This window comes from Bradyrhizobium sp., from assembly GCF_035570375.1.
Lineage (GTDB): Bacteria > Pseudomonadota > Alphaproteobacteria > Rhizobiales > Xanthobacteraceae > Bradyrhizobium.
On the sequence record NZ_DATMLW010000061.1, the window covers coordinates 38,231 to 58,405 of the forward strand.

Annotated in this window: 17 protein-coding genes; all 17 read left to right on the top strand. The window is 60.0% G+C overall.

The genetic code is table 11. The features are described from left to right. Nucleotides 1-373: 373 nt before the first annotated feature. The 17 genes from VNX23_RS06930 (at nucleotide 374) to VNX23_RS07010 (ending at nucleotide 19,950) form a co-directional block, all read left to right on the top strand. On the top strand, nucleotides 374-910 hold the full coding sequence (locus VNX23_RS06930; protein WP_325628450.1) for a hypothetical protein: 537 nt from the start codon (nucleotides 374-376) through the stop codon (nucleotides 908-910). Next, complete coding sequence (locus VNX23_RS06935; RefSeq protein WP_325628452.1) at nucleotides 900-2,249, top strand: DNA-packaging protein; 1,350 nt, start codon at nucleotides 900-902, stop codon at nucleotides 2,247-2,249. Before VNX23_RS06930 ends, VNX23_RS06935 begins: the two co-directional genes overlap by 11 nt. Before the next feature lie 118 nt (nucleotides 2,250-2,367). Continuing rightward, a complete protein-coding gene (locus VNX23_RS06940) occupies nucleotides 2,368-2,850 on the top strand; it encodes a hypothetical protein (RefSeq protein ID WP_325628453.1) in 483 nt (160 codons plus the stop codon). A gap of 48 nt (nucleotides 2,851-2,898) precedes the next feature. Continuing rightward, nucleotides 2,899-3,165 (top strand): DUF2695 domain-containing protein, encoded by a 267-nt coding sequence (locus VNX23_RS06945; protein ID WP_325628455.1) that lies wholly within the window; start codon nucleotides 2,899-2,901, stop codon nucleotides 3,163-3,165. Between the two features lie 285 nt (nucleotides 3,166-3,450). Next, complete coding sequence (locus tag VNX23_RS06950; protein WP_325628457.1) at nucleotides 3,451-4,596, top strand: alkane 1-monooxygenase; 1,146 nt, start codon at nucleotides 3,451-3,453, stop codon at nucleotides 4,594-4,596. Nucleotides 4,597-4,841: 245 nt separating this feature from the next. Continuing rightward, nucleotides 4,842-5,495: a dihydrofolate reductase family protein gene (locus VNX23_RS06955; protein ID WP_325628459.1), complete on the top strand. Its 654-nt coding sequence runs from the start codon at nucleotides 4,842-4,844 to the stop codon at nucleotides 5,493-5,495. Nucleotides 5,496-5,690: 195 nt separating this feature from the next. Then, on the top strand, nucleotides 5,691-8,972 hold the full coding sequence (locus VNX23_RS06960; RefSeq protein ID WP_325628461.1) for an AAA family ATPase: 3,282 nt from the start codon (nucleotides 5,691-5,693) through the stop codon (nucleotides 8,970-8,972). A 254-nt stretch (nucleotides 8,973-9,226) separates the two neighbouring features. Beyond that, entirely contained in the window at nucleotides 9,227-10,792 is a 1,566-nt protein-coding gene (locus VNX23_RS06965; protein ID WP_325628463.1) for an AMP-binding protein, read from the top strand. Nucleotides 10,793-11,140: 348 nt separating this feature from the next. Then, complete coding sequence (locus VNX23_RS06970) at nucleotides 11,141-11,434, top strand: GYD domain-containing protein (RefSeq protein WP_325628465.1); 294 nt, start codon at nucleotides 11,141-11,143, stop codon at nucleotides 11,432-11,434. A 248-nt stretch (nucleotides 11,435-11,682) separates the two neighbouring features. Next, the gene (locus tag VNX23_RS06975) at nucleotides 11,683-12,471 is read left to right on the top strand and encodes a methyltransferase domain-containing protein (RefSeq protein WP_325628467.1); all 789 of its coding nucleotides are present in this window, start codon (nucleotides 11,683-11,685) and stop codon (nucleotides 12,469-12,471) included. A 326-nt stretch (nucleotides 12,472-12,797) separates the two neighbouring features. Continuing rightward, entirely contained in the window at nucleotides 12,798-13,286 is a 489-nt protein-coding gene (locus tag VNX23_RS06980; RefSeq protein ID WP_325628470.1) for a hypothetical protein, read from the top strand. A gap of 364 nt (nucleotides 13,287-13,650) precedes the next feature. Further along, on the top strand, nucleotides 13,651-14,163 hold the full coding sequence (locus tag VNX23_RS06985) for an alpha-hydroxy-acid oxidizing protein (protein ID WP_325628472.1): 513 nt from the start codon (nucleotides 13,651-13,653) through the stop codon (nucleotides 14,161-14,163). Beyond that, entirely contained in the window at nucleotides 14,097-14,393 is a 297-nt protein-coding gene (locus VNX23_RS06990) for a zinc-binding dehydrogenase (protein WP_325628473.1), read from the top strand. Before VNX23_RS06985 ends, VNX23_RS06990 begins: the two co-directional genes overlap by 67 nt. 4 nt (nucleotides 14,394-14,397) lie before the next feature. Beyond that, entirely contained in the window at nucleotides 14,398-15,435 is a 1,038-nt protein-coding gene (locus VNX23_RS06995; RefSeq protein WP_325628475.1) for a methyltransferase, read from the top strand. Nucleotides 15,436-15,437: 2 nt separating this feature from the next. Beyond that, complete coding sequence (locus VNX23_RS07000) at nucleotides 15,438-15,578, top strand: ABC transporter substrate binding protein (RefSeq protein ID WP_414642956.1); 141 nt, start codon at nucleotides 15,438-15,440, stop codon at nucleotides 15,576-15,578. A 521-nt stretch (nucleotides 15,579-16,099) separates the two neighbouring features. Then, nucleotides 16,100-16,540, top strand: coding sequence for a YybH family protein (locus tag VNX23_RS07005; RefSeq protein WP_325628477.1), 441 nt, complete (start codon nucleotides 16,100-16,102; stop codon nucleotides 16,538-16,540). 41 nt (nucleotides 16,541-16,581) lie between these two features. Then, entirely contained in the window at nucleotides 16,582-19,950 is a 3,369-nt protein-coding gene (locus tag VNX23_RS07010) for an AAA family ATPase (RefSeq protein WP_325628479.1), read from the top strand. Nucleotides 19,951-20,175 lie beyond the last annotated feature (225 nt).

A 20,175-nucleotide genomic window follows, 5' to 3' on the forward strand; every position in this document is an offset into this window, starting at 1 on the left:
ATCGCCCTACGGCATGGGAGTTCACTCCATGCCTGTAGGGGACCGTATCGCATCGGTCTGTTTCTTAGGGGATGGACCGATACGATAAGGCGCCATGGCGACAGACATTTTCGGTGCTTGCGCGCGACGCAATCCTGCACTCATTGCAAAGCCGCGTTTTCCCTGAGTAACGGATATCGTATCCGTGTGTCTCGAAATCGGTGAGTCATCTCAATGCTTTGCAAGGCGTGTTGCGTCCGTGTTGCGTCGTTGTAGCCGTTTGTAATCGCGGTGCTTGGAAACGCGATGCTTTATCGCGTAGAGATTATCATTGATGAGCCGAACCAAACTTTCATCTCGTTGCCAGGTCTGCCGCCATCCAGAGCGATGGCGCGTGGAGCTGTTGCGCGCCGGTGGCGCAAGCCTCGATAGCTTGGCCGAGAAGTTCAGCCTCGATCGTGATGCGATCTGGCGGCACTGGACCAACCACGTCTCTGACGAGCTCAAAGCCAACTATTTATGCGGCCCGGCGCAGCTTTCCGAGCTTGCCGAGAAAGCCGCTGTCGAAGGCGACTCCATTCTGGATTATCTGAAGATGATCCGTGCCGTTCTGACCGGACAGCTTGCGGCAATGACTGAAGCCGGCGACGGCCGTGGCACGGCATATGTTGCAGGCCGCTTGACGCAAGTGCTGGAAACCATCGCCCGCGTCACTGGCGAGCTGGGCGCGATGGCGCAGTCGGTCAACATCACGAACAACGTGGCGATCCTGTCCGAGAGTCCCGCCTTTCTGAAGGTTCAGGCAACCATGCTCAGGGCGCTTGCGGCGTTCCCTGATGCGCGAGCCTCGGTGGTGGCTGCATTGCGCGAGATGGACGAAGAAAACGCAGAGGCGAGTCTCCCTGCCAAGGTAATCGAACATGTCGGATAGACTTGCCTCGAAACTTGCCGACACGCTTGCCGACGGCGGCTGGCGATCGAAAGCGCGGCCCGAGCAGTTGGCGCCCCAAGGTGATCATTGGAACGGTTGGCTGTTCGTCGGAGGACGCGGTGCAGGCAAAACCCGAACCGGTTCTGAATTTGTCTGCGAAGAGGTTGAGAGCCGCAGAGCGAGGCGAATTGCGCTGGTAGCTCCGACAGCTCACGACGCTCGCCACGTCATGCTAGAAGGCGAGTCCGGGATTTTGACGATTGCTCCGCCGTGGAATCGTCCGGACTACGAACCGAGTCGGCGCCGGGTGTCATGGAAGAACGGCGCCGAGGCATTCACGTTTTCATCAGAAGAAGCTGATCGCCTTCGTGGGCCGCAGTTCGATCTGGCGTGGGGCGACGAACTGGCAGCATGGAACGATCCGCAAGCGTGCTGGGACATGCTGATGTTTGGCTTGCGTCTCGGCCGGCATCCGCGCTGGCTGGCCACGACTACACCGAGGCCCATCCCGCTTTTGAAGAAGTTGATGGCTCGCGACGACGTGGTGATCTCACGGGCTACGACCTTCGACAACGCCGGCAACCTGGCGCCGTCATTTTTGGAAAGCGTCCGGACTCGGTACGAAGGCACCCGGCTCGGAAGGCAGGAGTTAAATGCTGAAATTCTGGAAAATCTCGAAGGCGCCCTTTGGAGTCGCGACATGCTGGACTGCGCTCGCTTCACTGGAACGGTTCCTGATTGCAAACGCATCGTTGTTGCCATCGATCCATCCGGCACAAGCGGAAACGATGGCGGCGACTCTATTGGTATTGTCGTGGCTGGCCTTGGGATGGACGGCTTAGGTTACGTACTGGCTGACCGGACCATTAAAGCCTCTCCTGGTGAGTGGGGCGCACGAGCGGTGGCGGCGTATCGAGAATTCCGGGCTGACCGCATCATTGCCGAACGTAACTTCGGCGGCGCCATGGTGCAGCATGTTATCCGCACGGTGGACGATGGCGTTCCTTACCGCGACGTGACGGCATCTCGAGGCAAGATCGCCAGGGCAGAGCCGATCGCGGCCTTATACGAGCAGAATAAGGTTCGCCACGCCGGCAACTTCTCGGAACTTGAGGATCAGCTCTGCGCGATGACGCGCGACGGCTATTCCGGCGAGGGCTCTCCCGATCGCGCTGACGCGCTGGTGTGGGCACTGACCGAGTTGATGACCATGCCGGTGACGCCCACGGCGGCCTTTGGCCGGTACGGCTCGCCCGATCCAGTGACAACGCGAAATTCCAGGTTTGACGGACCGATAACCTCCGGAACGTTGTCCGGCGGTCACGCAAGGTCGAGATAAGAGGAGCAAGAAGTTGTCACTGAGAATTGAGGATCCGACCCATTTCGCCTTGCAGGCTCTTTTTCAAAGTCAGCGCCGTGATCAAGAGCGATCGAAGCAATTGAACTGAGGGGCAACAATGGGTATGGACGTTTACGGCAAGAAGCCGACCACGGAAGAAGGCAAATATTTTCACAACAGTGCGTCGTCCTGGCACCCACTAGCCAGCTATGTCTGTGAGGTCGCGCCACAGATCGCCGACAGGTGCGCCTATTGGCATTCGAACGATGGCAAGGGGCTCAACAACAGCGACGCCGTCCGTCTCGCCGATATCTTGCAGCAGGAGATCAATCACGGGCGCACCGCGACCTATGCCCGCCTGCGGCAGTCCAAAATCGACATGATGCCGAATGAGCGCTGCTTCCTGTGCGAAGGCACCGGCACGCGCAAACCGGCCCCGCATGTCGGCGCCGGCGATCTGAAGACCGATGGCATCAAGTGCAACTATTGCCGCGGTGAGGGGCATGTGGAGCCCTCCGAAACCAAATGTCCGTTCAATGTCGAGAACGTGCAGAGCTTTGTCACATTCCTGCGCGGCTGCGGCGGCTTCGAAATATGCTGAGGGGTTATTCCAACCACGCCGGATGCCGGCATTCACTGGAGAGGGAAGATGGGACGGGTTCACTACACCAATGAAACTATCCAGCAGATCATGACCCCCAAAAATCCGCTATGGGATCTGTTCATGGATGAATTGATGGAGTCGATGGACGAGTGGGGCTGCGACGGCGACATAAACGCCACTGACCTGCCACACCGTCACGCAAGAACAATCCTGTTAGCAATGGGCAACATCGATATCGATGCAACCATTGCCTTCTTCGAAGAGCACGGCGGCTACTGCGACTGCGAAATCCTGCTCAACGTCGACAGATGAGGCGCGTATCTTACTCGCTTCTACCCGCACCCGATGCTGCCGGTGGTGCCAGGTTTTGCAACACAATCGGATAGGAGCGGACATTAAATGGCAGGCGGGGCCGGCTGACAAAGTCGCGAATGACCCAACTGAGACATCGAGCCCGAATAACTCCCGCTAGCGAGGTGCCTGCTCTTCGGAAATAGCGTTATTGGCCAATGGCGCAAAATGCCATAACCTGCTGGAATTGGCGGCGCAGGCCGGCGCCGGAGCATCCAACTGGCAACACGCCTCAAGGAGGAAACGATGATATTCACGGGCAGGACCGTTGCCGGCGAGACGATCGTCTATCGGGACGGCAAGCGCTATTTGTGGATGCTCTCCTTCATTCCGGGGCTGATCCCGTTGTTGTCCTATTGGCTCTATTTGCGGACGGAAAACGCGGCTGCGACCCTCATCCCGTTCGTCTTCATTTTCGGCCTGATTCCGCTTCTCGACGCCGTGATCGGCGAGGACACGCACAACCCCCCGGCCGAGGTGGTCGCCGCGATGGAGGCCGATCCCTACTACCTGCGGCTGGCGCGGATCTCCGTTGTGCTGCCGTGGCTGAACTACATTGCCCTGATCGCCTTCATCGGCACCCAGGACCTGCCGTGGTGGTCCTACGTCATGCTGCTGCTCGGCGTCGGCACCATCGACGGCGGCGCCCTTCTGATCGGCCATGAACTCGGCCATAAGGCGGACCGGCTCAACCGCATCTTCGGCATGCTCGCCAACAACGCGGTGGGCTACGCCCATTTTCGCATCGAGCACAACCGCGGCCATCACACCTGGGTGGCGACGCCGGAGGATCCGGCCAGCGCGCGCTTCGGCGAATCGATCTATGCCTTCGCCGGGCGTGAACTACCCGGCGCGTTCAAGCGTGGCTGGCGCAACGAGGCCGAGCGGCTGGAAAAGCGCGGCAAGAGCGTGTGGTCGATCGACAACGAGATCCTGCAGGGCTTCTCGCTGACGATCGTTGTGGCGGCGGGGTTGATCGCGCTGTTCGGTTGGAAGGTGGCGCCCTTCATCGTTGCCCATCATTTCCTCGGCTGGTACGCGCTGACCCAAGCCAACTATGTCGAGCATTACGGACTGCTGCGTGAGAAGTCGCCGAACGGGCGCTATCAGTCGGTCGAGCCGCGCCACTCCTGGAATACCAACCACATCGTGTCGAACCTGATGACGTTCCACCTGCAGCGGCATTCCGACCACCACGCCAATCCGATGCGGCCCTACCAGTCGCTGCGCGATTTCAACGACCTCCCGCGGCTGCCGAACGGCTATACTGGCATGTTTGCACTGGCGGCCATTCCGCCGCTCTGGTTCCGCGTGATGGACCCGAAGGCGCTGGCCTGGGCCGGTGGCGACATCACTAAGCTCAATCTCGGCGAACGTGCGCCGATCAGATGAGTTCCGGCGCAATACGCGCAGCGCGCGGGCGAGATACTGAATCACGACGAAATTGGAGCGCCTCAAAGAGGAATGAGAACGCCGTCAGGCACGGTTGGTGCCCGACCTAGGAAATTGCCGCGGCATAAGTCGAGCGCACCTGAAACGCCATGACCCGTTCAGCAAATGTGATCGCCGTGCTAAGAAGCGCCTATCTCGTTAGCCGATGCCAAGACTCGGGGGTCGCAGTGCGGACGGAGAAATTAATGACTAAAGTAAAAGCTAAAGTAAAAGTTGCCGGGTTCAGTGTCTCGCTTGATGGCTTCGCTGCTGGAACCGCTCAGAGTTTAGATCACCCGCTTGGTTTGCGTGGCGAGGAGGTCTTTCAGTGGTTTTTCCCAACGCGGACTTTTCGCCAGATGCTGGGGAAAGAGGGTGGTGAAACTGGCCTTGATGACAGGTTCGCCCGACGCGCAATGGAAGGTTTCGGTGCCTTCATCCTGGGTCGCAACATGTTCGGACCTGTTCGTGGGGAATGGCCAGACGATCAATGGAAAGGCTGGTGGGGTAACAATCCGCCTTATCATGCGCCAACTTTCGTACTGGCACATTATCCACGACCGCCAATCGAGATGCTGGGCGGAACGACATTTTATTTTGTCTCTGACAGTATTGAAGATGCGCTGCAAAAGGCGCGCGAAGCGGCAGGCGCAAAGGACGTTAAGATTGGCGGCGGTGTCGAGACTGTGAGGCAATACGTTCAGGCCGGCTACGTGGATGAAATTCACCTCGCTTTTGCTCCAATTGCGCTTGGCCAGGGGGAATCGCTCTTTAGCGGCTTGGATCTTCGCGCTCTGGGATATCGGACAGTCGAGCATGTTCCGACGGACCGAGCCACGCACATTGTCCTCGCGAAGTAGAGTTGGCGATTAATTGCCGAGGCGCTCTCGTAGCCCCGGTCGCGAATGACCCAAAGGCGACATTGATCGCTTTTTGATGCGACGCCCAATATGGACACATCCCAAATGTGATACACTCTGCTTAGTCGAGGGTCTTCGTGGAAACGAATAAGGACGGCGCAAAATGGCGAATCTTGCCTACTTTAGGTAGACTCAATGCGCTGCGCGAATTGCGGAACGGAAAGCCAAGAGGGTAAACGCTTTTGCGCAGATTGCGGCGCAGCGCTCGCCCCCGCTGCTTCCGGTGGCATTCCCCTAGGCAAAACGTTCGTCTCGGAGTCGACAAGACTCCTCAAGGGCGAACGGCGCCATTTGACCATCCTCTTCTGTGACCTTGTCAATTCGACCGGCCTTGCGGCTGAGCGGGATCCGGAAGAATGGCAAGAGATAGTCGCAGAGTATCGGCGGGCGGCTGGGCGGGCCATTTTGCGTTTGGGGGGGTATGTCGCGAGATATTTAGGCGATGGCCTTCTCGTCTACTTTGGTTGGCCGACTGCGAATGAGGATGATGCAGAGCGCGCGGTACTTGCCGGGCTCGCGATAGTCGAAGCTATGGAGGCGTTGAACCCACGCCTCGTTGGCGAGAAGGGCGTCGAGTTACTCGTTCGCGTCGGAATCGACAGCGGTTCAGTGGTCATCGGCGAATGCGGCACCGGTGAAGTCGATGTCTTTGGCGATGCGCCCAATATTGCCTCACGCGTTCAATCCGTGAGCCCGCCCAACGCCGTTTTGATGACCAGCGCCGCACATGATCTCGTCGCGGGTCGGTTCAAAGTTGAGGATTGTGGGCTGCATCGGTTCGCGGGTATCGAGCGTCCAGTCCAGCTCTATCGTGCCGTCCGACCTAGTGGCATCCGTCGCAGCTGGCGCCACGGCGCAGGTCAGCGGCCAACGCCTTTCATCGGGCGCGAGGCCGAACTCAATTTATTAAGCAGCAGCTGGATCAACGTATGCAAGGGCGCAGGGCAATTTGTGCTCGTGACGGGTGAGCCTGGAATCGGCAAGTCGCGTTTGGTCGAGGAATTTCGCTTCCGGATCAAGGACGAAAACCACCTCTGGATTGATTGCGCGGGCAAGCGTTTCTTCGAAAGTACGCCTTTCCATGTGGTCACTGACATGCTGGAACGAGGCTTTGGCTGGCGCGGCGACGAAAGCAAGGAAGAACGCGTCACTCAACTGGAGCGGGTGCTGCAGCTCGTAGGACTGAAACTTGAGGAAGCACTTCCACTTATCGCCGGGATGTTCGATCTCCCGGTACCGCAGAAATATCCGCCGCTGATATTCTCGGCCGATCAGCGGCGAGCGCGGTTGCTTACCGTCCTTGGTAATTGGGCGTTAAGTGCCGCCCGATTGCAGCCGCTGGTGATTGCGATCGAGGACCTACATTGGGTCGATCCGTCGACAATCGAGTTGATGCAGTTGCTTGTCGAGCAAGCAGCAACCGCGCCGCTAATGCTGATAGGGACATCGCGGCCGGAGTTTAACGCGCCATGGCCGATGCGGGCTCATCATGCGAGGATTACGCTAAACCGCTTCAATGACCACCAAACTCGCGAGATGGTCGCCGGCGTCGCTACGCGCGGACGACTGCTGGGAGCACCGGCGGCAATCTTGGTCAGTTTGATCATGGTGCCGGCGACAAGCGAGACGCTTACCGGCGGCGCGCTACTAAGTCACGTTGTCGATGCCGTCGTAAAAAGGGCGGACGGAGTGCCGTTGTTTGCTGAGGAATTGGCCAGACTGCTTCTGGAGACGGAGGGCCGATCGCAGACGCGGGAGATACCTGCAACGCTGCAGGACTCGTTGAGGGCGCGGCTCGATCAGCTCGGCCGCGCAAAGGAAATAGCCCAGCTCGCCTCAGTCATCGGACGCGAATTCTCCTACGAATTGCTTCGGGCCGTGTCGGCCCTGTCCGACGAGGAGTTGCGATCAGGTCTCGCCAGGCTAGCCGACGCCGAGTTGATCTATGCCCGCGGTCTTCCGCCGCAGGCGAATTACCGTTTCAAACACGCCTTGATCCAAGATGCGGCATACGAAGCACTTTTGAAGAGCAAGCGACGCGAACTTCACGCAGCCGTGGCACGCACTATCACCGAGAAAGTTTTTGCTCTCGCCGAGGCGCAGCCAGAAGTCATTGCGCTACATTGGACGCAGGCAGGTGAGGCAGAGCTCGCCGCTGCAGCGTGGAAGAATGCCGCGAACATTGCCTATGCGCGCAGCGCGTTCAAAGAGGCGGAGACGGCTTACAGGCAGGCCTTGGGAATGCTCAGGACTCTACCGGTTTCGCCGAAGAGGGATACTAAGGAACTTGATCTCTGCAGTGGTCTCAATCGCGTGCTGCAGCTGACCCAAGGCTACGCCGCACCGGAGACGGTCGAAGCCGCGGCGCGGGCGCGATCTCTCGCCGAGAAATCTGGAAACCTTTCTCAGCTCATTCGCGAAGAAGCTAAGATCTGGAGAGGTGTCATCACTGCAGGCGACTACGCCGGCGCAATCGCGCTAGCCGACCGCATCCTCGACCTTAGTCATGGCGATGGCGACCATCCAGCGCGCCTCGTGTTTGCACTGAACGCCCAGATGCAAACTCGATTCTACACAGGCGACTTGCAGGCAGTCGAGGAGCATTACGAACGCCTGAGCCCCTTGATCGACAACCTCGGGGAAAAGCAGGCGCCAGGTAACAACATCGTGGCCATTGGCGTCGCGTCTTTCACGGCGTGGGTCCTCGGTCGGTCCGACAGGGCGCGCCAGCGCATAGCGCGCGCTCTCGCCTTCGCGCAGGAGAGTAAGAACCCGTATGACCTGGCGATGGCGCTCCATTTTCTGGCAAACCTCCACGCCAGCGCCGAAAGAGACCCGGATCGAACAGAGGAGACGGCGGCGCAAATGCTGGATCTATCCAAAAAAAATGGCTTCTCCTATGCCGCTAGTCTGGCGCTTGGGCCGCTGGGTTGGGCACGGGCGCAAAAGGGCGCCGGCCGCGAAAGTGCCGAAATGATGCGCCAAGCACTCGCGGACCAGGTCGCTTCAGGGGCGCGCGTTAGTATCTGCCTCTCGCTCAACAGGCTCGCGGAAGTGGAGGCGCTAAGCGAAACATCTAAAGCGCTTACAACGATCGAAGAAGCGCTTACCGCCAACCCCCAGGAACGCATCTATCGACCCCAAAGCCTCACGATTCGTGGGACACTGAAAGATCAGTTGGGTGAAGGCGCTGCGGCCGAAGCGGATTTTAGAGAGGCAATGAGGCTGGCGCAGGCGATGGGTGCGAAGGCATTTGAGTTGCGTGCGGCAACAGCCCTGGCTCGATTGCTGCAAACGCGGTGCGACCCAGTCGCCGCACGTGGCGTTCTTGCACCGGTCTACGCCTGGTTCACCGAGGGCCACGACTTGTCAGACCTGAAAGACGCCAGGGCATTGCTGGACCAACTGGGCGAGTGAGTCGACATTCCTCGGACAGGGGCTTGCAGCGGTGCTACCGTCGCGAGAGTTCTCTGGTGTGATCGACAAGAACGAGCAACGTGCCAGGGTTCGCGGAGTGTAAAACTGGCTTCCCATTTCGCACTCGTCGCCAGCTGAACCAAATGCAGCATTCGTGTCCGAGCTCCTCTCCTTCGTTTGCGATCCGTCTTAAACGCGATAGCATCAGCAGAAGCATCGGAACGCGCTACATGGTGCGCAATGGGAGGAAAGAGATGCTGGAAATCGTCCACCACGGACCGACCGTTGGAGCTCAGGCACTTCGGGCGCTCGCGCGGTATCCGGAGCGCATTGCCTTCGTCAGCGATGGAAAGCATGTCAGCTACCGCGCCACGCTCGACCTGATCGGGCGCATGCAGGGCGTCTTTGCCGCACAGGGGCTGGGTCGGGGTGATCGGTTCGCGATCATTACGGCCAACCGCGCGGAATCCTGGTGCGCTAGTGTCGCCGCGCAATCCTTGGCCATCAGCACAACGTGGTTGCATCCGCTGGGCTCGCTCGATGACCAGGTCGACCAAGTGATCGACGGTGAATGCACGGTGCTGCTTGTTGATTCCGGCAATTTCCTCATTCGTGGCGGCGAGATCGCGGCGCAGACCAAGGATCGGCTCCGAGCCGTTTTTGCGCTGAGCCCAACGGACTATGGGCTTGACCTGTTAGCACTCGCCAACTGCGTGGGCGCAGTTAGCGCGCGTGACCTCGCGCGGCCTGAGGACGTTGCAATTCTGAGTTACACTGGCGGCACGACCGGGAAGTCGAAGGGTGCGTTGCGCAATCATGCGCAGATTGCCAGTTATGCTACAGCAATTCTGGCTGATTTCGAAATTCCATCGGCGCCACGCTATCTCTTGATAGCACCGATGAGCCATGTCGGCGGCACGAAAATCCTGCCTACCCTAATGCTTGGCGGGACCGTTCATATGATGAAGGGTTTCGATCCGAAAACCGTCCTCGACGTTATCGCGCGCGAAAAAATCAATTTTACGCTGCTCGTACCGACGATGATCTATATGTTGCTCGACCATCCTGATCTCGACCGTACGGACTTGTCCTCGCTCGAATTGCTGCTCTACGGCGCCTCGCCAATGTCGCCGACGAGGCTGCAGGAGGCGCTGAAGCGTGTCGGCCCAGTGTTTTCGCAGCTTTACGGCCAGACTGAATGCTATCCGATCTCCCTGCTGCGCAAGGCGGATCACGACCTCGCTCGGCCCGAGCTATTCGCTTCGTGCGGTTTCCCGATCTCCAGCGTCGCCGTTTCGATGCTAGATGACAAAGACCAACCAGTTCCTACTGGGGAGCCGGGGGAGATCTGTGTGCGGGCAGCACATGCGGTGGGCACTTACTGGAAACGGCCGGAGCAGACAGCGGAGCTATTCCGGAGCGGCTGGCTGCACACCGGCGATATCGCGCGCATGGATGAGCGCGGCTACATGTTCATCCTCGACCGCAAGAAAGATATGATCGTGTCCGGCGGGTTCAACATCTATCCGCGTGACGTCGAGGATGCCCTTTCCAGCCATGCCGGAGTGGCGATTGCTAGTGTGATCGGCGCACCCGACCCGAAATGGGGTGAGGCCGTGGTCGCGTTGATCGTCCGCAGGCCGGGCTGTAATCCGAGCCCGGAGGAGTTGATTCAGCTGGTAAAGGCGAAGAAGGGCTCGGCCCACGCACCAAAGCGTATCGAGTTTGTCAACTCACTGCCCATGACCCCCGTCGGCAAAGTCGACAAAAAGGTACTGCGGGCAAGGTTCTGGCAAGGCCAGGAACGCAAGGTAGGCTGATCGCCGAAAAGTACTGACCAGAACAGAGTGACGTCATTTTGCAAGTCTGCTGTTGACCGGAAACCCGAAATGGGCGACGGCACTGCAAATCGGTGCTTATGACCCAAACCGGAAGTTCAGACTGGCTCGTTTGTATGAAAAGGCTTAAACTTCGACAAGCTGCCCTTTGACCGGGAACGTGCCGACGTTTCCCCTTGCATGGAATGGGCCGCGATCAGGCCATCGGCAGGCATCGCAGTCTGATAGCAGCGCCGACCTTTTGGGGCGTTCTCGAGAACTCCAACACATGCCAAATCAACTTGCTGCGCGAGCGGCGAGCCTTGCTTCTGTTCATCCAAGGAGAAAGACATGGCGACATTCGTATTGACGATCGACTGGACCGACCAGGGCATTCGCAATGTCAAAGAGGCGCCCAAGCGCAGCGAAGCGGCGAAAGCCCTCGCCAAGAAAGTCGGGGTCGAAATCAAGGAGATCTATCTCACCAGCGGCGCGCATGACATTCTTGTCCTCGCCGAAGCGCCGCTCGGCGATCACATCACCAAATTCGCGCTTGCGGTCGCCTCGCTGGGAAACGTGCGCACCAGCACCTCCCGCGCCTGGCCAGAGGCTGAATGGACCAAGCTGATATCCGAACTTCCGTAGTCGTCGGATTTGTGGTGGGCCGCGTGTGCCGCCGGCTCGTGGCCGTCATTTCGCGCGCGCGCAACAATCAGGTCGCTCTTGGATAGAAGCGGACATTAACGGGCAGGCAGAGCCAGTTGGTTTGGTCGCGAATGACCCATTTCAGACCTGTCGGCCAGTTCGAAGACCAGTTACCATTTGACGCGTCTCCGTGCGTGTGGGTCTTTGGATCACTTCCCATCCGGCTTACCGTTTGGAGGGAACAAGACATGAGTGGTGGACTAACATTCACGGATGAAGCTGCGCGGCATCTCGAAAAGACATATCGCACCAAGGACATTGTTGCGCAGCGGCTCGAGACAATTCGGCACCTCAACTTATCTGCCGGTGAAAAAGTCCTGGATATCGGATGTGGTCCGGGTTTTCTTTGCGAAGGAATGAGCGAAATTGTTGGCCGCGACGGGGCCGTGGTCGGCATCGATATCTCGCGTGACCTCGTAGGGCTTTGCGATCGACGGAAGCATCCTACATGGCTGTCATACGAAGTCGGCGATGCCACCAAACTCAATCAACCCGATGCGTCTTTTGACGTCGTGGTGTGCACACAAGTTGCTGAGTATATCCCCGATGTTGACGCGGTCTTGTCGGAGGCTTTTCGCGTTCTAAAGCCGGGCGGACGAACAATCTTCATCGCGACCGATTGGGACGCCCTCGTGTGGTTTTCCGACGACGCGAAACGGATGGCGGCTGTTTTGAAATCGTGGGAGGCGCATTGCGCCCACCCGCGTCTGCCGAGAGCGATGCCACACAGGCTCAAAAACGCTGGCTTTCGGCTTGATCACGCTTTCGTATACCCGCTCCTCAACCTGAGTTACGACGACGATAGTTACAGCAAAGGACTATCAACAATCATAGAAAAGTTTGTCGGGGGACGTGGAGACCTTTCGGCCGGCGAACTCAACGGATGGCTTAACGAGTTCGAGCGTTTGAACGAAGCCGGCCGATATTTTTTCAGCAGCAATAGGTACGGCTTCAAGGCGTCAAGACCGGCCCTGTAACCCTCCTGAATGTCGGCTATTGGCCCTTCGCGACAGTTTGTTGCCGCGCAGCAATTCGACCGCTTTCGGAGCAGACGGGATTTCAAATGGCGGGCGAGATTGCCGGGACCAGTCGCGTTTGACCCGAAGCTGACTTTGTGTTCGATAGTCGTGATGTCCGCCTCCTGGGGAGTCCAGGCAGAGGCTCGGCGGCGCGCCTGGGTCTGCAAATGAGAGGCCATTTGTGACACAGTTCACACCGTTCATCCGTGAACTCGGGCATAAAGGAGGGGCCCTTTCTGGCGAAATGGGACCAAGCACCGCGCTGACGCAAGGAACGGTGGGGGATGAATGCACAAGGCAGCAGCATCCGTTACATCACCACGATGGTGATAGTCGGGCTTGCCGTACTAACGGCGGCGACTTTCCACAGTGCTCGGAAAGGGATCGTCCAAGTCTTGCCCGACGCAAGGGCAGCAGCCTACTTCGAACGGCATTCCGAACCTGACTGTAGATTTGCAGGGGCCTGGCATGACTGGGAACGCGACGAATGGATGACGCTTGGCTGCCTCAAAGTCAAAGTCCAACATCGCGAGGGCAGCTACAGCTCTGCAACAGGACCCCGGGCGACTTTGCAGGTCTCAATGCAAGGCACCTACTGGATTGACGGAGAAGGCATTCTCCACGTTGCTCGCCAGGACAGTGAAGGGAAAAATCACGATTTCAGCGTGCCGATCTCGGTCGAAAATGCCGAGCTCCCTACGCAGATATGTTTCGCGGAGACCTCCGAAGGGATTGCATGCACTGCGTTCTTCATTTGGAAGAACGATCACTAAGTTCTTCACAACGGCTCTCAACACGGTCTCTCCATCGTCCCAGACGTCTCAGACGAAATGAGTGAAGACAGGTTTCCGGCAGTTCCAGAAGTTGACGCCTAAGCCGCCACGCCCTAGCGGCACTTTGCCAAAGCTGATGCGTTGCCTTCTGGCCCATCGCGACATTTCCCTGCGCTGCGAAATTCGGTCGCTATCGGGGCACTGCGGACATGGTCGCGCCTGTGGCTGGCTCGACCTTTGTCGCGAATGACCCAATGCGGGCATGACGACTGTCAGTGCGGCCGTGAGCCTTTTCATTTGCATTTCCTGCTCCGCACGAGCAGATTTTGCTCTCAGATCATCCCCACGACGGCAGGGAGGGAGCATGCTAGCAGACCGCAAGTCGATGTTCTGCCGGCGCCGTTTTCTGCAGTTCGTCGCCGCGAGTCCATTGTTTGCGTACACCGACTTGCCGGGCCCCCTAAGTCGCATGCGTAATGCGACCGCCTGGGCGGCAGATGTGACCACGATGGCCGATATCACAAGTGCATCGCAAGCCCTCGATGTCTTCGACTTTGAGCGCGCGGCGATGAAGGACCTCCCAATTGCTCACGCTGCATATCTCAATACCGGGGTTGAGGGGGACGCCACGGTGCAGGCGAACCGCAACGGGTTTACCCGTTTCCAGATACGCGCGCGCCGCCTGGTCGACACAACGAAGATCGACATGAGCACGCGTCTCTTCGAGACGACGTGGCCGGTCCCCATCTTTAAATTGACGTCTGCGTCGACAACGTGGGTGGCGGGCTGTTCGGGACTCTGGCTCGACTCATGCGGTGGAATGGAAGGCTATTGCCGGTCGGCTTTGCCGGTGGAGAGGTGCCGTCTCTCCCCATGAATCTTCCCCTGCTGAAGAACTATTCCATCGTTGGCGTCTTCACCGGCGCCTGGGCGGACCGCTTTCCGGATCAGAATTCACGCGCTGCAGACAAGGTCTTGCAATGGGTCAGTGAAGGAAGGCTGCGTCCCCACGTTGATCGCGTGTTGCCCTTGGAGCGGGCGGCCGAGGCGATGAGTGCGATCGAAAATCGATCGGTCGCAGGCCGAATTGTACTTAAGGTGAGGTGATCCCATGGCGACGTCATCGGAGCCGATCAAGCCGATCGAGGACGTGCGCGATATTTCCGCCATCACCTATGGCTTCATGGCGTCGAAGGCGCTCTTTGCTGCGCTCGATTTCGATCTGTTCACGCGCATCGAGGGCGGGATCGCGCAGGTGCCGGCGCTGGCGAGGGCGACCGGGATTTCCGAGAACCGGCTTGTCACGCTGCTTGCAGCCCTCAAGTCGGTAGGCCTGATCGCTGAACGCGGAGGTCGATTGATCAATGCGCCGGCCACGTCCAAATTCCTGGTGGCTGGAGCGCCGGGGGACTTCCGGGACTACGTTCGGCTGGTCAACGGAGCGCTCGGCTACGAGACCTTCCGGCACCTTTCCGGCGCACTTCGAGGCGAACGTGTCTTCCCTGACAAGGGTTTCTATGAGGGCCTGTTCTATTCGGCGGGAATTGGTGGGCAGCAGTTCAGCTCGGCCCAGCATTCCGGATCGCTCGGCCCTGCGCATCTGATGGCAAAACGCGTCGATCTGGGAGGTCGGAAGCGATTGCTCGACGTGGGCGGAGGCAGCGGGGCTTACACTCTGGCCTTCTGCACAGCAAACCCGCAGCTCAAGGCGACCATTCTCGATTTCCCGCAGACGGAAGAGACGGCGAGGAAGTATGTTCAGCAATCGGGATTGACCGACCGTGTTGCGCATCTAGCTGGAAACGCCATCACAACGGATTGGCCAAAAAATCACGATGTTGTCCTCATGTCCTATGTATGGAGCGCGGTTGGGGAAGACGATATCGCTGTCCTTGCGCGCCGAGCCTTTGATGCGCTTCCTCCAGGCGGTCTGGTCCTTGTGCACGATTTCATGGTCGACAACACGCGCGAGCAGCCGCCGTTTGCCGCTTGGTATCTCCTCGGAAGCGTGTTGGACAACCCGAACGCCGTGTGTCTGACGCCGGAATACACCGAGGGCGCCCTGAAAAGGGTGGGCTTCAAGGTGGAAGGAACCGAAGTCATGCTTCCCGGCATCACAATGCTGACCAGAGCCCCTAAGCCCGCGTAGCGTTGCGCGGGGCGAAGCCCGCTGATCTTCCTGTCGATCAACCGACCAAGTTTGAGCTCGTCATAAATCTGATAGCAGCGAAGGCACTGGGTCTCACCATCCCGTCCTTGCTGCTCGCACGTGCCGACGAGGTGCTCGAATAAGGATATTGTTGGTTGCAGTGCATGAGTCTGCAAATGGCCCATCGCGTCATTTCGCTGCAAGGCAGCGCTTCGGTCGCTTTCGGAGGGAAGCGGACATCAACTGGTAGGCAAAGCCGGCCATCGCGAATGACCCCGAGCGGACGGCTGTTTTGATTTCAGGGGCGCACGAAATGGACAGCAGCAATGACAATGCCCTTCAGTCTTGAGAGTAAGGCCGGTGTAAACATTGCGGCGAACTCTTCGCGCCCGGAGAGTTGTCGCTAATCCTCTGCTAAGGCGAGCGTGCGTTCCAATAGGTGGAACAATCCGACATCCTCAAAAGAACGCAGACAACGTTCAAGGATGCGAAACATTTTCCCGCGTTGTTGCTTAACGTTAATCGTCGGTCCCACTCGAGATATCGTCGAAATGGAACGCCCTGACCGAATATCCGAACACATCGATCATAAGACCGCCCGACCGATCTGTGACGAGGTGGGTGACCGCCGCTTATCAAAAGCAAATCTAAAAGGGAGGGTTTCATGCGTTTGATCCACGCAGCGGCATTCGCTCTTTGTGTGCTCACAGTTGCTCCAGTGGCGTCCTTCGCCGGTGACCCCAAAAGCGACGTCTCGGCGGCTTACGCCGCATTTGATGGAGCGTTCAACAAGGGCGACTCGAAGGCCGTTGCCGCCTTATATCTGCCGAACGCGAAGGTGCTACCGCCAACCCACGAGGTGGCGTCGGGTCCGGCTGCGATCGAGAAGTTTTTTGCCGGACTGCACACCAACGGCGTAGCGGACCACAAGCTTGAGGTGATCGACGCGGGGGGCGATGACAAGGTCGTCTATGGCACGGCAAACTGGAGCGCCAAGGGCAAGGACAAGGATGGCAAGCCTGCGAATTTCTCTGGCATTGCCACCCACGTGTTCGAGCGTCAGGCGGATGGTTCGCTGAAGCTAAGGTTACATACCTTCAACTAGGCTGGCCGTACGTTCGCCTGACGCCGCCCGAGGAGAATTGCGTGGATATCGCGGAATGGCTTCGTGGTCTTGGGCTGGAGCGCTACACACAGGCCTTCCAGGATGCCGAAGTCACGACTGAGGTCCTGGCAGAGCTGACCGAAGCTGACCTGCGGGAGCTGGGACTCCCGCTCGGGCCACGCAAGATCGTGCTCAAGGCGATCGAGGCCCTGGCCGACCCGCCGACGACAGACCTGCTGCCGGAGGAGGCGCGAGAGGAAGTTGGGTCGAAGACGGTTGCGATCTCGGTTGAGGCGGGGCGGCGGCAACTGACAGTGATGTTCGTCGACTTGGTGGGCTCGACGGCGCTCTCGACCCGGCTCGATCCCGAAGAGATGGGCGACCTGATCCGGAATTACCAGAACACGGTGGCCGGCGAGATCACGCGCTTCGAGGGACACATCGCCAAGTTTCTCGGCGATGGCGTGCTCGCCTACTTCGGCTGGCCCCGGGCGCACGAGGATGAGGCCGAGCGCGCGGCCCGGGCGGGCCTTAGCCTCACCGCGGCAGTCGCCGCGCTCGCCGCACCTGGGGACGGTGCGCTCGCGGCGCGGGTAGGCATCGCTACGGGGCTGGTCGTCGTCGGTCACCTAGTCGGCGAGGAAGAGGCGCGCGAGCGGGCGGTGGTCGGTGAGACCCCGAACCTGGCGGCGCGGCTGCAGGAGGTGGCGGAGCCGGGGCGTGTGGTCGTTGCCGAGGCGACACGCCGCCTACTCGGTGATCTGTTCGCCTACCGCGATCTGGGCGCGCTGCGCCTGAAAGGCTTCGCCGAGCCGGTTCGGGTTTGGAGCATCCTCGGCGAGGGGGCTGCCGAGAGCCGGTTCGACGCCCGACACGCGTCCACCACCGCGTTAGTGGGGCGCGACCAGGAACTAGCGCTGCTGCTGGACCGGTGGGAGCGGGCTAAGGACAGCGAAGGGCAAGTGGTCCTGCTCGCCGGCGAGCCGGGCATTGGCAAGTCCCGGCTCGTCCACGCCCTGCGGGAGCGGCTTGGCAGCGAACCGCGTACGCCACTGAGGCACTATTGCTCGCCTTATCACACCAACAGCGCATTCTACCCGGTTATCGGCCTTCTCGAGCGAGCGGCGGGGCTACAGCGAGGGGAGCCACCGGAGCGTCAGCTCGACACGCTCGAGGCGATGCTGGCCCTCGCGGTGGAGAACGTCCAAGAGAGCGCTCCGCTCTTCGCGGATTTGCTCGCAATCCCAACCGGTGGGCGCTATCGGCCATTGGACCTGAGCCCGCAGCACAGGAAGGAGAGGATATTCCAAGCGCTCCTCGATCAGGTGGCGGGCTTGGCATCGCGCCAACCTGTGCTAGCGCTCTACGAGGACGTACACTGGATCGACCCAACCACGCTCGAGCTGCTGGGCCGGGTTGTCGATCGGGTACAGCGCCTGCGGGTGCTGGCCGTGATTACTTTCCGGCCAGAGTTCGCCCCGCCGTGGACCGGGCACGGGCACGTCACCACGCTCTCGCTGAGCCGGCTGGCGCGGCGGCAAGGCGCTGCCGTCGTCGGGCGGGTGACCGGGGGCAAGCGGCTTCCAGATGAGGTGCTCGAGCAGATCCTGGCTAAGACCGACGGCGTACCCTTGTTCGTGGAGGAGCTGACTAAGACAGTACTTGAGTCCGGCCTCCTCGAGGACACGGGCGACTGCTACGAGCTGACTGGCCCGCTACCGCCGTTGGCAATCCCGGCGACGCTGCAGGACTCGTTAATGGCCCGGCTCGATCGACTGGCGTCGGTCAAGGAGGTGGCTCAGATGGCCGCTTGTATCGGACGCGAGTTCTCCCACGAGCTTCTGGCCGCGGTGGCATCGCTCGGTGAGAATGCGCTCGGGGATGCGCTCGCCCAGCTGCTCACCGCGGAGCTGATCTTCCGGCGCGGCGCGCCACCCAAGGTCGGCTACAGCTTCAAGCACGCCCTGGTTCAAGATGTTGCCCATGAGAGCCTGCTCAAAAGTCGGCGGCAGCAGATCCACGCGCGGATCGCCGCCGTTCTCGAGGAGCGCTTTCCGACGGTCGCCGAGACCGAGCCCGAGATGCTGGCGCAGCATCTCACCGAGGCCGGGCTGGCCGGCCGGGCCGTCGGCTATTGGCTGCGGGCTGGCAGAAGCGCCGCCGAGCGCTCCGCCAATCTCGAAGCGATCAGCCACCTGTCGAAAGGGCTGGAGGCGCTGAACAGGCTGCCGGCTTGTCCGGAGCGGGACCGGCAGGAACTCACATTGCAGACAGCGATCGGCACGCCGCTGATCGCTGTCCACGGCTACGCCGCACCGCAAACCGGTGCGGCCTACAGTCGGGCGCGCCTTCTGTGCGAGCGGCTCGGAGACACGGGCGCCCTGTTCGCCACGCTCAGCGGTGAGTTCACGTATCATTTCGTGCGCGGTGACTATGGCATGATGCGGCAGCTGACCGAAGAAGCGCGGCGCACGTCGGAGCGCACCGCGGATGCGGCTCTTCGGCTGGCGGCGCACCGCCTGTCCGGGCTCACAGCCCTGCAGGTCGGAGCGTTTGTCGAAGCGCGCTCCGAATTCGAGACGATCTTGCGCCTCTATGACCCGAGCCGACATCGCCCGCCACCGGTCCATTTCGTCCACGATCCGAAGATTTCGGCGCTCCCGTATCTCGCGGTCATCCTCTGGATCCTGGGCTATCCGGAGCAGGCGCGATGCTGGAGCGTGGCGGCGTTGCAGTACGCCGAGGTATTGAACCAGGCGAACCTCACCGCTCATGTGCGAGTCTACGGTGGCGCAGGGCTTGCCGAGCTTCTTCGCGATACGGCGGCGGTGCGGGGGCATGCCGATGCGATCATCAGTCTCGCCGATCAGCACCGCTTGCATTACTTCCGGCTGAGCGGCCTGATCCTGAGAGGCTGGGTGATAGCTCAGGAAGGAGCCACCGAGGAGGGGCTGGCGCTGATGCGCCAGAGTGCCGCTGAACGGCTCGCCTTGGGCGTTGGCTGGTATCAGATCCGATATCTGTGCATGCTGGCGGCAACTCACCTGCAAGCAGGCACCGCCGAAGAAGGATTGGGCGTCATCGCTCAAGCGGCGAACCTCGTTGCGCGAAACAACGATCATATGTGGGAGGCGGAACTCCGCCGGCTTGAGGGTGAGTTGCGGTCTGCGCAGGGTGCATCCCCGGCCGACGTCGAGTCCTGTTTTGAGCAGGCGCTGGCAACGGCGCGCGGGCAGAGCGCCAAGTCATTCGAGCTACGGGCCTCGATCAGTCTCGCCCGACTCCGGCGCGACCAGGGCAAGCACGCGGAAGCCCGCGCTCTGCTCGCGCCGGTCTACGGTTGGTTCACCGAGGGCTTCGACACTCGTGACCTGAAGGAAGCAAAGGCGCTGCTCGACGAACTCTCGTGAAAAGGCCACCGAATGATTAACGTTTCCGGTTATGGCCCTTCGCGTCATTTCGCTGCAAAGCAGCGCTTCGGTCGCTTTCGGAGAGAAGCGGACATCGATTGTCTGGCAGGTTCGACCGGTTCGGTCGCGGATGACCCGTAGCGGTCATTGATGGTCGGTTTTGCTGTGATGCAAGACAGAGCCGTCAGTGATAGGCTTCGGCGACTGCGAGAGGCAATCCATGAG